Origin of the sequence: Dyadobacter bucti, from assembly GCF_005869225.1 — a bacterium.
In the GTDB taxonomy this organism is placed as follows: domain Bacteria; phylum Bacteroidota; class Bacteroidia; order Cytophagales; family Spirosomataceae; genus Dyadobacter; species Dyadobacter bucti.
The window spans coordinates 30,710-45,971 of record NZ_SWFP01000022.1 but is presented as its reverse complement, the minus strand read 5'-3'; the positions used below and the strand labels follow the sequence as shown (position 1 = coordinate 45,971).

The following is a 15,262-nucleotide window of genomic DNA, read 5'->3' as shown; positions in this document are numbered from 1 at the left end:
AATATGATTTCAACGATGAAATCAGGTTACAAGAGAACGGGCTACGAGCTTTGCGGCCGCCTGTCGATAAGCGTTAATTAGCAAACCGCTATTTTCCGTCCATTTGTAATGAAAACCTCAATTTTGGGTTTCATTTTTCCTTACCATGTCGATCCTTTTACGGGAAGGTATTGAAGCGTTCCTGATTGTTGCTTTACTATTGGCTATTGTTGGCAAAACCAGCTCATTTAAAGCCCAAGCCTGGATACATGGCGGATGGCTTGCAGCAGTGGCAACTGGCTTGGCTGGCTGGCTGGTTTCAGATTGGATCCTAAAAATCAGTGGTGCGAGCCGGGAAGTTATGGAAGGCTTTGTTTCATTACTGGCCGTCGTTATTCTTGCCTATGTAGGTTTATGGCTCCATTCTCATTCCAATGCACAGAAATGGAAAGAGTTTGTTGAAGTCCGCTTGAAAAAGCTGGTGAGCAGTGAAAGCATGTGGGGATTGAGCATATTTGTATTTATGGTTGTTTTCCGGGAAGCATTTGAGTCCATTTTATTCCTTCAGGCGATTAAACTTCAAACTGTCCCTGATGCACAAAATGCTATTGGATGGGGTACACTGACTTCCGGTTTTGCCATTGCCATTACTGTCATATTCATTTTAAGGTTTTCAAAGCGCCTTCCCATTCCGCAGCTTTTCAATTTTTCAGCCTGGATCGTAGCTCTGCTTTCAGTTGTGCTGATCGGCAAAGGGGTTCATTCATTGCAAGAGGCTGGATTTATCTCTGTAAATGCTGCTCCTTTTAACATACGGTTAGATTTGTTGGGCATTTATCCTACCCTTGAAACCATGTCTGCCCAGATCCTGCTCGCTTTACTGTTAATATTGGTGCCGTTCTGGCGCAATAATAAAAGCTTAAAAAACGATCAGTTGAAAACCAAGCAAGTTTATTAAATCATTGCAGGGCATAAGCCCGCACCTGCCAGTTTTCCCCTATATGTAATCTTTTGTTTAGGTATTGTCTGGTATTTGCCAGACGATACACAAGAGTTCCTTATGTATAAATGTGATTCAAAGCAGAATAGAGGTATTAATCAAAGAGTCGATTGATATCTACAACATTAATCTACCACATTTAAACCTGAATATGACGACGCCCGAGATAATACACAAAAAAGGCCTCAAAGACAATCTCCGAGGCCATCAAGAATTAACTTAAAACTGTCAACCTATTTAGGACCAGACAGGGTAAGTACTTGAAACGTTGAGAATAGTTAAGTGAAAATATTGATTATAGCTAGTTTAGCAAATAATTTAATTATCAGCTTATAATTAGGTCCATTTCAACTATCGATTTAGTGTCTGAACAGTAAAAAAACTACCATTGATAGACTTACTACGATAGTGAGCTAAATGGGTCAATGGGGCATTGGCGCCTTTGCCAGCTTACCTGCTGTCAAAAAAAGCAGATAAGCCGGTCAAAGGACTTAAAATTTTAAGGTTTATAATTGACCTGCTTTAATGTCTGACAAAAATAGGAAATAGTTTTGTGCTATGGTTAATTTGAATTGCATGATCATATTATTATTATCTGAAATGCCTTCATCACTGTTTTGAATTATAAAAGGGAAGATCAGACAACCCAAACGGCCTTATACCCTAAATGATCATCTGGCCTGGGTTATAACTTGATCTGTAATTTTATGCAGATAGTTAGTGCTTTACATGACAAAAAAAGATGTAGGAGCCTCTTGGGTCGGTAAGTTTTTATCGCCTATCAGCTCTTTGATATTGATTTCAATGGTTGTGGCAATAGTTGTTACCGGCGTGTCGGTTGGTACATTTTCAAAAGGGTCCTGGAGTATAATAGCTGTACGCTCAATTGCTATAAATATGATGGGAATCAATGCAGTTACAAAAATCTCAACAAGATAATATTTGTCATCCAGGCCAAATGGTAATAGTGTTGCAAAAACATAGATTAAAAAATGGACCAGCAAACTATATGATTTCGGAAATATTGTATTTTTAATTCGCTCACATTTTCCCATGGCATCGCACAGGCGGCTTAAAGTCGAATCAAGTTGTACTTGTTTGTACTCCCCGATCTGTAGCTGTGAAAGTTCGATACTGTGCTGGTTTAGAATACCATTTGGGATATTAATTTCTACAATGTTCTGCTCGGTTAAGTATTGCTGCACCTTTTGGGAGAAAGGCAATCGGCGTAGCGACTCACCTAGCGCATAACACCAAATGATCTGGCGGTACGCAAATGATTCCACAGACTTTTTCCCATCCGGGTTATCTGTAACAAACTGCTTTACTTGTCTGATCAATGTTCTTGAATCATTTACAATTGCTCCCCAGACTATTCTGGCCTCCCACCATCTTTCATATGCCTGGGCTGTTCTGAATGCAAGCAGCAGCGATAGTGCTGTACCAATGATGGCTGAAACTCCCAAGGGTACAGATATTTGGGCAAGTACTCCGTATTGGTCAGCAGTTGCAACCAGTATAGCATAGAAAAGTATTACGGAAATATCAAAGCTAATTTGTTTAATAAAGGAGAAAACCGATATTTTTTTATTTAGAAGCATTTTTAGAACAATCGTCGTTTTTATGGTTTATACCTATGGTGCGGACGCTGCCAAGCCGTTTTTGTACCTGATTTAAAGGTTAACAAAAAAGTCTGTATACCGAGCTAGTTGAATACCGGAATGTATCTCACCGATAGCCAAACCCCGGTTGTCGTTAAATTGATTTTTCCGTAACCAACTTTTTTTACAGGGATTCTCGCATAAGGTTCTGCAATTAAGAAAAGTTTTTTGGAAAGCCTATATTGATAACCGACTGATACATTAGCATGGCTCAGCAAATACCATCCGGTCTTTACTTGATAATCATACCATTTAATATTTGTACTGTAAGGAGGGTAGTTGTATACATATTTTTCGTTAGCCATATAATAAGATGAAACGCCCGCTGTAACAAACCATCGTGAAAGTTTTTTTTGGGTAATGTCAAATCTCAGGTTAAAAGGGATTTCCAGCATTTTGCATGTTCCATCTACACTGGTAGGCAAGATTTTTTGCTTCCAATTGGAAGGCCAGGTATATTCACCAGCCTGGGCATTGTATATTTTTTTACTTCTTGCCAATCCTAGCTGAAAATACATTCGATTTGAGATAGAATACTCGGCCATCAAAAAAACGGCGAAGCCAGGCTTTGCAAGGTTTTTGATCTTCACCGCACTAAGATCCGGAGAGTAGCCAAAATAAAAAGCCAGCCTATTTACGAATTGGCTAGTTGGTGCCGGGCCAGCTTCCTGCTCGAATTCCTCGCTTTTTGGATGTTCTATTGATGGAAAATTTAATCTAACATTGCTAATAGAGAGGTGGTTATCTATGATACTTATAGGTATTGAAGGTTTGGGCCTTTCTTGATTTTGTATAGTGAATACGGTATCATTTACGCTGATGCCCATCTTTGGTTGATCAGTTTTAGGCAAGTCTTGGTTGGCCGTATAAATAGTAACCGCTTCCACTTGCTGGACAATATGCTTTTGGTTGTATGCCAGCTTGATTGGCGGTTTTGGTTGTAAATTATGCAATAATCTTTTTTTGGCAACACTGGGGATTGGTACTGTAAAATTTTCACCAGGGACGTTTGAGTCAATAACTTTGGATTCAGCGGCTAATATATCTGCCGCATCAATATCACTTCTTCTTACTGATCTGGATACTAACGTGTCTTTTGTTACCAACTTTGAGTTGCGACTTATGGCATTATTAGACTTCTGAAAACCCTTATTGGTTTTTGGATCTTTTTTATCTGCTTTGGATGACGCTAAGCTATTTGCAGAAACTTTGGCGGGCTTCTGAGGGTCACGTTTTTCATCGCTATACGAGTAATACAGTGCCCCTATAATAACCAGCACTGTAAAAATTCTAAGCAGCGGCCATTTAAAAATGCGATGGAGATCGGTTTTTCGGTTTGCATCATCCAAGCGCTTGCTTAAAGCGTTCCAGTTGTCTTGCTCAAAATTAGGATTTAGCTCGTTCATTGACTTCCTGAAGAGCTTATCCAATTCGTCATCTGGTAACTCTGTCATATTGTGTGGATATTTTCGAAAGGTCCTCAGAGTTTTTCTTGCTTGATCCAACCACTGTTCCGGAGCCTGTCATGATGCCGGTTTTTCAGCAAGCTCAGTGTGCAAACACCCATCAATCACTTATCAGTTAATATTGAATTTATCAAGCTCACCCGTATTTTGACCTGTACCTGTTATCGATTGATAAAGACTGTTCGACTTTGGGTTGTTTAAATCAGAGATAGATAGCTCTTAACCTTGCCTGATGTGTGGTTTCACACCAAAGGCATATGTCCATAGATTAGTTACAAACTGTTTGAACAACAGATTTTAAATCTTACGGCCTCTTTGGGCCCTGCGGGCAACCGCAGAGTCGGCAGATTAAACTCGCGCATACCATTCATTTTAGCTTTCTACGAGTATTTATGGTAAAGAGTTGCGTATAAAGTAATAAAATTACAGGCGAGATCCTTCGGGGATAAGCCTGTAAGTGTCAAGCACGAAAACGGTGAAGATTAAAAGGTTCACCTGAAATTTTAAGAATTTTATTGGATATAGTTGAAAAATGAGTTTTACTAACTGTTCAAAAATTATACGTTGTGGCTTGGTGATGTCTGTGATGCTTTTTATCCTGGTCTTACCAATCGTGAATGCCCAGGCCGAAAAGGTTCATGATGAAGGTGATAGCACAAAAAGGCCAAATTATGTTTTATTGCGTGCAATATTTGCAGGTCAATCGGCTGTCTATGCCGGCAGTATTTATGGACTTAGTAAATCATGGTATAAAGACCCGCTTACCAAATTTAGAATCCAGGATGATAGCCGTGACTGGCTGCAGATTGACAAAGTTGGTCACTTTTATACGTCCTATCAGATTGCACGCCACACAGCTGCACTTTACCAAAAGGCTGGATTGAGTAAAAAGCAGATTTTGATTTATGGGGCAATATCCGGGGTGCTTTTTCAGACACCAATAGAAATCCTGGACGGATTTTCGCCCGAATACGGCTTTTCGCCCGGGGATATGGTTGCCAATGTTTTTGGCTCAGTTGTATATCTGGGCCAGATAGCGCTGTGGGATGAAATCCGTATTCAACCCAAATTCTCATTTCAATATACTTCACTGGCAGCCATGCGACCGGAACTTTTAGGTTCTACTTACTCCCAACGATGGCTTAAGGATTATAATGGTCAAACATACTGGCTTTCATTTAGCCCCCGATCTTTTGGAGCAAATACATCATGGCCTGCCTGGCTTTGTTTTTCAGTCGGTTATGGTATTAATAATATGGTATCTGCGCAAAAAAACCGTAGTCAGCAGCTGGGCTTTGATCCCTATCGGCAATACTATGTATCTATGGATATTGACCTGACCAAAATTAAAACACGCAGCAAAATTTTAAGGACACTTTGTTTTATGGCCAATTCGGTTAAAATTCCTTCCCCATCTCTTCAAATGGATAAAACCGGAGTCCGCTTAAAGCCTTTGTTCTTTTAATATGGAAATGCTTTTTTGCCATTTTGTGATCAGTTTTAGGGGCTGATTTTTTAGATTTCGAACCCTGTCTGTGTATTTCTTAAAATGCAGCGTATGCCCATCATGCATATATGGACTGTTAAGCCAAGGTTGCGAAGGTTGAATTTATATTGATCATCCTGTTTTCCGGCTATTGCTGCTCTTCCCAAATTATTAATCTTGACGAGAGTCAGGCCATACTGAGCTATCATCTGTGAAGAGTTCACCCTGATGGCAGGAGTTCTGTTTGCTCACTCACCCAATAGTTTTTATTGCGGGTTTCTCTCACTACCAAAGTTCCTTGGAGGCAGCTTCCACCGAATATTATTTTTAAACTTTTGAACAGTCATACCCGTGAAATTGCGTTTACTGCCAAATGTTATTTTGCTACCACTTCAAGCTAAGTTACGGCAATAGAGATTCTTTGTTTGGGCATAGTTTTTTAGCTACAGCCTTAAAACTTATATCTCATGGAACATAATCATCATAAAGAAGCAGCTTACCATTTTGGTGAGGCTGCCAAGCACCATCAAAAGGCTCAACAGCTGCATGAATCGGGGGAGCACGAGCAAGAAGCACATGAAGCTTATTTGGCTTTTGGTCACCATACTTTGGCAGACCACCATGCAAACGCTGCAGCCGAACATCATATTCAAAGTCATGAGCAAGGTCATAGTGATCCAATTTCATGATTTTTTAATTTCAGAAAAATGGGGGTGTGTCTTGTAGACACTCTCATTTTTTTTACCTCATTCTGTATTTCGATAAACTTGTTGCAAGTTTTTTGATCTGGTCAAAGATTGTAAACTGCACCTTGCATTGTTGGTAGCAGTTAACTAAGATTTTATGACAGCATTATGCTTTCGTTTTGTCATTTATTGGTATGAAAATAACGCCAGCCCAATAATTACAGCAACTGTGTACTCTGGTCAATTTAGTCAAATTACATAGTCGCTGTATTTACTATTTTCCAGTACTTTAAACTGACGTAGCCATTTTTTCACAAGCCTGGGCGCAGTTCCGGCAAGCTTCTGCACACTCACGGCAATGATCCATACCCATCTCTGCGTGTTTTTCACATTCATCGGCACACGCATTACAAGCGTCTGCACAAACCCGGCATAGATGCGCACTAAAACTGCTACCAAGGCTCATCACTTCAGCTGCACTTCGGCAGATAGCAGCGCACTCTAAATCAAGCTGGATGCACCTTGCCATATGTTCTACCTGCTCTTCTTTTAAACATTCAGTCGCGCAGTGGCTGCAAGCAATGGCGCATGCCACGCAGACATCGATACATTCTTTAAATTGTTGATGTGCCATAAAATTTAAGGTTAGATTGGTGATTAGTTATTTCTGTTAGCCAATAGCCAGGTCTGGAAATCGGCTATTTCTTTGTTCTGCTCCTGGATGATCATAGAAGACATTTCTTTAAGATCTGCGTTCTTGCCCATCGATAAGTGCATCTGTGCCATCTCAGTGGCGCTTTTGTGATGTTCTATCATCAATGTGGCAAAGTCCTGATCTATGTTGCCGTTGATGATTTGCAGATCAGATTGTTTTCCCATCCGGTCCATTCCCTCCATCATTTTCATATGGAAGTCCATGTTCATGGTTGTAGGTGTAGCCTTGGTCAAAAACGAATCTAGCTGAGCTATTTCTTTTTGTTGTGCATCGATGATCGCTTGTGCTTTGGCTTTCATTTCGCTGTTGCTTCCAGATGCTAATTCCAGTTTGGCCATATCAATGGCACCCATATGATGCATTTTCATCATGGCAGCAAAATCAATATCAGGATCCTGGGTGGGCTTCATGGTTTGCATCTCATCCATCATGTCGTGCATAACGGTCATCATTTGATTATCGTCATGAGCCTGGATGGCAATTTTGTTGTCATCATCGTCATCGGAGCATGCAGTTGAAAAGGCCATCATGGCCGCAAGCCCTAGAATTTTGTACGCTGGTTTCATGGGTTTGTCATTTTAAATTAAGAGTTAATATAGTTTCCGATCAGCCCCATAACTTTAAAACAACTATGCCAACAGCGCCTGGATATTGATAATAGGGTTAGTCGATCTTCTCAATCACAAAACCCGCATCCTTCACAGCTGAGATGATTTGATCTCCGTTACCGTCACTATTTACAGTCAGGATTTTTTCCGGATTGTTGATATCCACTTCCCATTGATCGACCCCGGCGGTTTCATTTAAGCCTGGTGTGACTTTTGCTACACATCCACCACATTTGATATTAGTTTTAAATTTTAAAGATTCCATTGGTTGTTATTTGAATTATATAATCACACTACTAAACTTGCTTATAAATACTAAAGTTTTGCTGCTTTCAATCTCAAACTATTGCTTACAACAGAAACTGAACTAAGCGCCATTGCTGCTCCTGCAATCATTGGATCCAGTAAGAAGCCGTTGACAGGATACAACAGACCTGCTGCAAGAGGTATACCGATCAGGTTGTAGATAAAGGCCCAGAAAAGATTCTGTTTTATAGTTTTAACTGTTTTAGCTGAAAGCCGTAATGCTTTGGGCACCATGTTCAAATCAGATGTAATTAGTGTCATCTTTGCTACGTCCATAGCAATGTCTGATCCTTTGCCCATGGCAATGCTAACATCTGCCTGCGCCAGGGCATGACTGTCATTGATCCCGTCGCCAACCATGGCTACAATTTTTCCTTCTGCTTGCAGCTGTTTTACGAACTCTGCTTTTTGTGAAGGCATTACGTCTGCTCTGTAGTGTTTCAAACCTACCTGCTCTGCTACCGCAGCTGCCGTTTGTTTATTGTCACCAGTAAGCATATAAACCTGAATGCCGCGGTTTTGCAGCGTTTCAATGGCCTGACGTGAAGTAAGTTTGATTTTATCGGCAATGGCTATGATGGCTAGTACCTGCTTGGAGTCTGCAAAGAAAATTACCGTTTTGGCCTGGTGCTGCCATTGTTCTGCTTCAAGGGAAAGTTGATTGTTTATGCTGATTGTATTTAGCTCCATTAGTTTGCGATTGCCGATAAAATACCGGGTCCCCTGATAAAATGAGCTTACTCCCAAACCGGTTATACTTTCAAATTTCTCCAAACGCAGGGCTTCGAAACTATCTTCTTTGAGGCTAACAACTACCGCTTCTGCTAATGGATGCTCAGATTGAGCCTCCATAGCATGCAAGATTTGTTTGTATAACCTTTGATCACCGTTTATTACATTCCAGGAAATGTCTGTGACAATGGGCTTGCCCTCAGTAATTGTGCCTGTTTTATCCAGAATAACCGCATTTACCTTATGGCCTAGCTCAAGACTTTCGGCATCTTTAATTAGGATGTTATTTTCTGCGCCTTTTCCAATACCTACCATGATTGCGGTAGGTGTTGCAAGCCCAAGTGCGCACGGGCACGCAATTACCAGCACTGTCACAGAAGTAAGTAATGCATGTGTAAAAGCGTTTTCTGATCCAACCAGCATCCAGGTCAGAAAAGTCAGCGCAGCAACACCGATCACGACTGGCACGAATATACCGGCTATCTTGTCCACAAGCTTTTGAACCGGAGCTTTACTTCCCTGAGCGTCCTGGACCATCCTGATAATCTGGGCAAGGATTGTATCACCCCCTACTTTCTGGGCTTTAAATTGAAAGCTACCCTTCTGATTAATTGTCCCTGCAAATACTTGTTCTCCCTGGCTTTTTTCCACTGCCACGGGCTCCCCGCTGATCATGCTTTCATCCACAAATGAGCTTCCATCTGTCACAACTCCATCAACCGGGATTTTTTCGCCAGGCCTGACCAGCAGGATATCACCAACCTTTACTGCCGCGATTGATATTTCCTGCTCTACACCATTGACAATAGCCCTGACCGTTTTAGGTTGCAAGCCTATCAATTTCTTTATCGCAGACGAAGTATTGGACTTTGCCTTTTCTTCCAATAGTTTTCCAAGGGAAATAAATGCAATGACAACAGCTGCTGCTTCATAATATACGTGAGCATGCAAGCCCCTGTTATGCCAGAATTCAGGATAGATGGTGTTAAAGGCACTAAACACAAAAGCAATCCCAGTACTTAGCGCCACCAGGGTATCCATATTGGCTTTTCCATGCGTGGCCTGCTTAAAGGCATTCATAAAAAAGCTTCGTCCAAGATAAAATACCACTGGCGCTGAAAGGGCCATCATAATCCAGTTGCCGTAAGGCAGCGCGTCCATAAAGAACATCCCAATTACGACAATCGGAAAAGAAAGAAGGGCAGCCCAGAGCGTACGTCTTTTTAACTGCTTATAGTGACTGAGCTGAGCATCTTGCTGCTCTTGCTGTGGGTCTTGCGAATCAACAATCAGATCGTAACCAACAGAGCGGATTAGATTCTGTAAGTCAACAGGCTTAACGGTCTGGTCATATTCAGCCCAAGCTGTCTGATTGGCATAATTAACGCCAGCATCGTGGACTCCCTTGGCGGATTTAAGCATGCTTTCCACACTTACCGCGCAGGCCGCGCAGGTCATTCCAAGGACCGGAAAGGTTTTCTTTATATATTTATCCGAAGCTTTTTTAATGCTTGAATTATCTGAAATAAGTGCTTCCATTGTCTTGATTTATTTATACAAAACTAAGCTGAAGCACATAAGATTTTATTACACAATTAGCTATTAGGTGTGCATAGTTTTGTGAATTCAACTTCATCAGAAGACGTTTAGTGCAGCCAACTTACTGAGAAAGTGGTGGCTGATCTTATCTTGACCGATTGCGTTTATTTCGACCGGCTGTATAAAAAGACTTTGGTATTTTGTTCCTTCTTTCCAGCCGCTCATTTAAATCAAGCCAGTCCCTACACAGGTAAACAGGCCGGAAAGATTCCAGCCTGTTCTTAACAAACTCATCAAATTGTTGATTTGTCATAACCATAGCATTTAATTTACCCTAAGTAGCTTTGCATTAATGGCAACCACGATCGTGGATGCACTCATCAGGACTGCTCCCATCGCAGGGCTTAACATAAAAGAGGGATATAGCACACCGGCAGCCAACGGGATTGCTATGACGTTATAACCGATTGCCCAAGCCAGGTTTTGTACCATTTTTCTGTAAGTAGCCCTACCGAAGGTGATCATTTGTACTACATCCATAGGGTCGCTGTTTACCAGGATAATATCGGCGGTTTCAGCTGCCACATCGGTCCCCGAACCAACGGCAATGCCAACATCGGCCTGTGCGAGTGCGGGCGCATCATTTACACCATCACCAGTCATGGCAACAATCTCTCCCTTATCTTGAAATTCCTTAACCTTATCCTGCTTTTGATGGGGCAACACATTAGCCAGATACCCATCCATGTTCAGCTTTCTACTGACCGCTTCCGCTATTTTCTCATTATCACCGGTCAAAAGAAAGGTTTTAATATTCATCTTTTTCAACTCAGCAACGGCCTGTGCTGCGCTTTCCCTGATACTATCCGCAAATGTGATCAGGCCTACCGGTTTACCGTCGATAAGAATAAAGTTTACTGTGTCGGTCGCCTGGTCTACCTGATCCGGAATAGCAGGCACAGGGTTGTTTTCCTGTTCAAAATAATTGGGGCCGGCAGCCACTACTTTTTTTCCGTTTACTGTACCTGTTACGCCAATACCCTGCATGTAGTTGAAATCGGTAGAAGCCCACAGCTCTAATCCTTTCTCTTTTAGCTTGCGCATGACCCCATGTGCAATATGGTGTTCGGAGTTTTGCTGAATTGCCGCCGCATATTGCAATATCTGATCGGATGAAAACTGATCTCCAATGGGTATGATCTGCTGAATTTCATGGGAGCCTTTGGTAAGTGTGCCGGTTTTATCAAAAATAATAGTTGTAAGCTTGCGGGCATTCTCAAAAGCGGTACGGTTCCGGATTAAAAGGCCATGCGTTGCTGAAAGCGTTGTTGAAATAGCAATAACCAATGGGATCGCAACCCCTAGTGCATGCGGGCAGGAAGTCACCATAACCGTAACCATTCGTTCCAAAGCAAATGCCAGATCCTGGCCGTTTGTATACCAGACAATAAAAGTGACCACCCCAACAGTAATGGAAACCAACGTTAACCATTTGGCAACCTTATCAGCCAGGTTCTGCGTATTGGATTTGGTACTTTGCGCCGTCTTGACCATGCTGATTACCTTTTGCAGGTAGGTGTCATCCCCTGCACCGGTAACATGGATTTTTAGGACTCCATCGCTATTAATCGCGCCTCCAATTGCTTTATCATCTTTCTTTTTCTGCACCGGAACGCTTTCCCCGGTCAGCATACTCTCATTCACATAGGAACTGCCTTCCAAAATCACACCATCGGCTGGTATCTTTTCTCCGGGTTTAACAAGCAATACATCACCACTGCGAAGGTCTTTTAAAGGGATGTCTGTTACCTGGTTGTCTTTTTCGAGATGCACCATTGAAGGCAGCAAAGCGACCAGCGATTCCAGGGCTTGCGAAGCAGCCATCTGGGATTTCATTTCCAGCCAATGACCAATCAGCATGATATCAATCAGGGTGGCAAGCTCCCAAAAGAAGTCCATCCCTTCCAGTCCGAAAACCACGGCCACACTGTACACATAAGCAGTTGTTATAGCTACTGCAACCAGGGTCATCATGCCCAAATTTTTACTTTTAAGCTCCCTGATAAGGCCTGTCAGAAACGGCCAACCTCCATAAAAGTAGATGACAGTGCTAAGTGCCAAAAGCACATACTGGTCACCGGGAAAGGTCCAGTCGATTCCGGCCATCTGCTGGATCATATGCGATAACAACAAAATAGGCACAGTGATGGCCATACAGATCCAGAAGCGTTTTAAAAAATCTTCTGTGTGATGCCCTGCATGTTTGTCATGGCCTGCATGCTCATCATTTTGCGGTGTAGGGGCATGCTGCTGATCAGCAGATTCCGGTATAGAATGCATGCTTTCCGCCGGCTTCTTCGGATGATGCTCGTGGTTATGGTGATTTTCCATCGGTTTAATTTTGTTTTAAAACTGGCATAAAAACGCACTTTGAGCCAACAGCAAACATCTTATGGTCAGCTCCTTAAAATCTTGGCATCGTAGTGTAGATTTTGAAAAAAACCATGACACAATGAAATATTACGTATTCCATTTGATTAGAACCTTAGTAGCAAGCCCCCACCCAGTTTGTACCTGGAATCATAGCCTCCGGATAGGGAAATGTATTTACCAAGCATATATTCCAGATCCAAATGGTATTCTCTATCTGTATTGATACGCCAGTTAAAAAAAAGTTTGGGCAGCAGCCATTCTTCCCCTTCAAGTGCAAACCTTACACGTCCTTTTGAATTTACACGCAGATCAGCATCGATGAAAAATGGCAGGGTATACCGGACTCCAATCACAGGCAAGTCAAAATCCTGCGCAAATGTTTGCTCCCCGTTGAATATATTGTAATACCGCTGTTTTACAGCACCAAAGCCAATATAAGGCCGCAGCCAGTCTCCAATGTACCGTTCATAACTGATATTGGCCTCATATTGCGACCCGTAGTTATAATTTCCTTCAAAGCGGATGGCATTGCTTTTATTAATAAAATTGGCACGGGCTTCGGCCATGTGTGATTTGGCGGCAATGCTTCCGTAAAAAAACCACATCTTGTCCTCTTTCAGTAATTTGTTGAGAGGGTATCTGGCCAGTGAAGTATCACGGGTACTTCCCTGATATTCTACGATACGCGCCATGCCACTCATCATGTGATAAAGTATGTGGCAGTGAAAAAACCAATCCTTCTCTTCAGTTGCATCGAACTCTATCGTAATGCTTGTCATTGGAGGAACATCCAGTGTATGTTTTAAAGGAGAAAAATCGCCGTTTTTATTAAGCACCCTGAAATAATGGCCATGCAAGTGCATAGGGTGGTTCATCATTGTGGTATTTTCGAGCTCAAACCTGACAACTTCGCCCTTTTTGATACCAATCTTATCTGCCTGGGAGAGTACCTTGTTATTTATAGACCACACATAACGGTACATACTGCCAGTCAGTTTTAAATGGACAGTCCTAACAGGCTTGGAGCTGTCAAAGGTTGTTTTATGTTGGGCGCTCAATAAATCATAATTGAATATGGTCAGCGAGTCGGCTTTACCCATGTCCATGCCTTTCATGTTGCTGTGATCCATTTTGCTCATGTCCATGCCCTCCTGCCCTTTTTCTGGTTTTGCCGCAGGCTCCTTCTTCTGGGAAGGCTGCATGTTCATTTTGCTGTGGTCCATTTTGTTCATGTCCATGCCTTCATCCTTTTTTTCTGGTTTTGCCGCAGGCTCCTTCTTTTGGGAAGGCTCCATGTTCATTTTGCTATGGTCCATTTTGCTCATGTCCATACCTTCATGACCTTTCTCTGGTTTGGTAGCAGGTTCCTTCTTTTGGGAAGGCTCCATGTTCATTTTGCTATGGTCCATTTTATTCATGTCCATGCCTTCATGCCCTTTTTCTGGTTTCCCAGTAGGTTCCTTCTTTTTTGAAGGCTCCATGTTCATCTTGCTGTGATCCGTTTCACCCATTGCTGAATGGTTCATTCTATTAGGAAAATTAACAGCCATGCTCATCATCATTTCATCCATATTCCAAACGTTTGGCCTGGGGATCGGTGCCGCAGACAGGGTGTCACCTTTCCCTAAATACAAGGAAGCAAATCCAGAGACATCTTGCGCAGTTGCCCTGAACTCCATCGTTTTATCTTTTGGTACAGTCAGCAGAAAATCGTAGGTCTCTGCAATCCCCATTAGCAGCCGGTCAACTTTAATCGGCTTTATGTCAATGCCGTCCGCGGAGATCAGTTCGAGTTTTCCTGCCCCGCCATGCAGATAAAAATAGGTCGAAGCTGAACCGTTTATGACCCGCAACCGGACTTTATCTCCCGGCTTTAAATTCGGAATACTTTCCTTACGTTTTCCATTTGCCAGAAATGCAGCATAATAAACATCAGAAAGATCCATTGGGGGCATACGTTTCCAACCATTTTTGAGCCTATTTCCCAGTCCTTTGTGCTGTATTAATTTATCAAGGCTCTGGGCATACCCTTTTTTAATAGAATACCATTCGCTTGCAGGGTCATTCCTTTTCAACGCATTCAGTACACGCATGGGATTCTCGTCTGTCCAGTCCGACAACAAAAGCACAAATTCTTTGTCTACTTCATAAACCTTCTTTTTAGGTTGAATCACGATTGAACCATACAAGCCACTCTGCTCCTGTAACATAGTATGGGAATGGTACCAGAATGTGCCACTTTGGATAAGCGGGAAGGTAAAAGTGTACTCCCCGCCCGGCTCGATCGGGGCGGTTGTCAGATAGGGAACACCATCCTCCTTATTGGGCAATAGCAGCCCATGCCAATGGATCGATGTTTCATGGCGCATCAGATTATGAACATGGATTACGGCGGTGTCCCCTTCGGTGAAATTTAAGGTTGGTGCAGGGATCTGCCCATTCATAGCGAGCGCAGAAACCTTGCGTTTGCCGCTAATATTGGCAGTTGTGTCATTTACATATAAATGGTATTCGATCCTTCCCCCTTTTGAGCTTGCCAAAAAGGGTTTTTTAGCCAACGCTGGCCTGGATGATTCAGCACCACCATGCTGGTGTTGTGCGAAAACACCCACCAAGGGCATTATTGATAGTAGTATAGTGATTAGTTTCAT

The 15,262-nt window shown here is 42.3% G+C and carries 11 protein-coding genes; 3 read left to right on the top strand and 8 right to left on the bottom strand.

Annotated elements, in window-relative coordinates; translation table 11 throughout:
- The first annotated feature begins 145 nt into the window (after nt 1-145).
- Nucleotides 146-937, top strand: coding sequence for an FTR1 family iron permease (locus FBF61_RS35730; RefSeq protein ID WP_229215345.1), 792 nt, complete (start codon nt 146-148; stop codon nt 935-937).
- A gap of 767 nt (nt 938-1,704) precedes the next feature.
- On the opposite strand, the gene FBF61_RS33535 is transcribed toward FBF61_RS35730, so the two are convergent.
- Nucleotides 1,705-2,580 carry a bestrophin family protein gene (locus tag FBF61_RS33535; RefSeq protein ID WP_138485354.1) on the bottom strand — a complete coding sequence of 292 codons (876 nt, stop codon included), beginning with the start codon at nt 2,578-2,580 and terminating at the stop codon, nt 1,705-1,707.
- 104 nt (nt 2,581-2,684) lie between these two features.
- A complete protein-coding gene (locus tag FBF61_RS33530; protein WP_138485353.1) occupies nt 2,685-4,094 on the bottom strand; it encodes a porin family protein in 1,410 nt (469 codons plus the stop codon).
- Between the two features lie 544 nt (nt 4,095-4,638).
- On the opposite strand from FBF61_RS33530, the gene FBF61_RS33525 reads away from it, so the two are divergent.
- Complete coding sequence (locus FBF61_RS33525; RefSeq protein WP_229209009.1) at nt 4,639-5,571, top strand: DUF2279 domain-containing protein; 933 nt, start codon at nt 4,639-4,641, stop codon at nt 5,569-5,571.
- Between the two features lie 488 nt (nt 5,572-6,059).
- On the top strand, nt 6,060-6,281 hold the full coding sequence (locus tag FBF61_RS33520; RefSeq protein WP_138368463.1) for a hypothetical protein: 222 nt from the start codon (nt 6,060-6,062) through the stop codon (nt 6,279-6,281).
- Between the two features lie 286 nt (nt 6,282-6,567).
- On the opposite strand, the gene FBF61_RS35820 is transcribed toward FBF61_RS33520, so the two are convergent.
- The 6 genes from FBF61_RS35820 to FBF61_RS33490 form a co-directional block, all read right to left on the bottom strand.
- A complete protein-coding gene (locus tag FBF61_RS35820; protein ID WP_138485352.1) occupies nt 6,568-6,912 on the bottom strand; it encodes a four-helix bundle copper-binding protein in 345 nt (114 codons plus the stop codon).
- A gap of 23 nt (nt 6,913-6,935) precedes the next feature.
- Nucleotides 6,936-7,559 carry a DUF305 domain-containing protein gene (locus FBF61_RS33510; RefSeq protein ID WP_138368461.1) on the bottom strand — a complete coding sequence of 208 codons (624 nt, stop codon included), beginning with the start codon at nt 7,557-7,559 and terminating at the stop codon, nt 6,936-6,938.
- Nucleotides 7,560-7,656: 97 nt separating this feature from the next.
- Nucleotides 7,657-7,866 carry a heavy-metal-associated domain-containing protein gene (locus FBF61_RS33505; protein ID WP_138368460.1) on the bottom strand — a complete coding sequence of 70 codons (210 nt, stop codon included), beginning with the start codon at nt 7,864-7,866 and terminating at the stop codon, nt 7,657-7,659.
- A 50-nt stretch (nt 7,867-7,916) separates the two neighbouring features.
- Entirely contained in the window at nt 7,917-10,178 is a 2,262-nt protein-coding gene (locus tag FBF61_RS33500; protein WP_138368459.1) for a heavy metal translocating P-type ATPase, read from the bottom strand.
- 324 nt (nt 10,179-10,502) lie between these two features.
- Complete coding sequence (locus tag FBF61_RS33495; RefSeq protein WP_138368458.1) at nt 10,503-12,569, bottom strand: heavy metal translocating P-type ATPase; 2,067 nt, start codon at nt 12,567-12,569, stop codon at nt 10,503-10,505.
- A gap of 146 nt (nt 12,570-12,715) precedes the next feature.
- Complete coding sequence (locus tag FBF61_RS33490) at nt 12,716-15,262, bottom strand: multicopper oxidase domain-containing protein (protein WP_138485351.1); 2,547 nt, start codon at nt 15,260-15,262, stop codon at nt 12,716-12,718.

Coding starts and splice junctions, on each gene's coding strand:
- FBF61_RS35730 (WP_229215345.1), top strand. CDS start 146: ATGTCGATCCTTTTACGGGAAGGTATTGAAGCGTTCCTGATTGTTGCT.
- FBF61_RS33535 (WP_138485354.1), bottom strand. CDS start 2,580: ATGCTTCTAAATAAAAAAATATCGGTTTTCTCCTTTATTAAACAAATT.
- FBF61_RS33530 (WP_138485353.1), bottom strand. CDS start 4,094: ATGACAGAGTTACCAGATGACGAATTGGATAAGCTCTTCAGGAAGTCA.
- FBF61_RS33525 (WP_229209009.1), top strand. CDS start 4,639: ATGAGTTTTACTAACTGTTCAAAAATTATACGTTGTGGCTTGGTGATG.
- FBF61_RS33520 (WP_138368463.1), top strand. CDS start 6,060: ATGGAACATAATCATCATAAAGAAGCAGCTTACCATTTTGGTGAGGCT.
- FBF61_RS35820 (WP_138485352.1), bottom strand. CDS start 6,912: ATGGCACATCAACAATTTAAAGAATGTATCGATGTCTGCGTGGCATGC.
- FBF61_RS33510 (WP_138368461.1), bottom strand. CDS start 7,559: ATGAAACCAGCGTACAAAATTCTAGGGCTTGCGGCCATGATGGCCTTT.
- FBF61_RS33505 (WP_138368460.1), bottom strand. CDS start 7,866: ATGGAATCTTTAAAATTTAAAACTAATATCAAATGTGGTGGATGTGTA.
- FBF61_RS33500 (WP_138368459.1), bottom strand. CDS start 10,178: ATGGAAGCACTTATTTCAGATAATTCAAGCATTAAAAAAGCTTCGGAT.
- FBF61_RS33495 (WP_138368458.1), bottom strand. CDS start 12,569: ATGGAAAATCACCATAACCACGAGCATCATCCGAAGAAGCCGGCGGAA.
- FBF61_RS33490 (WP_138485351.1), bottom strand. CDS start 15,262: ATGAAACTAATCACTATACTACTATCAATAATGCCCTTGGTGGGTGTT.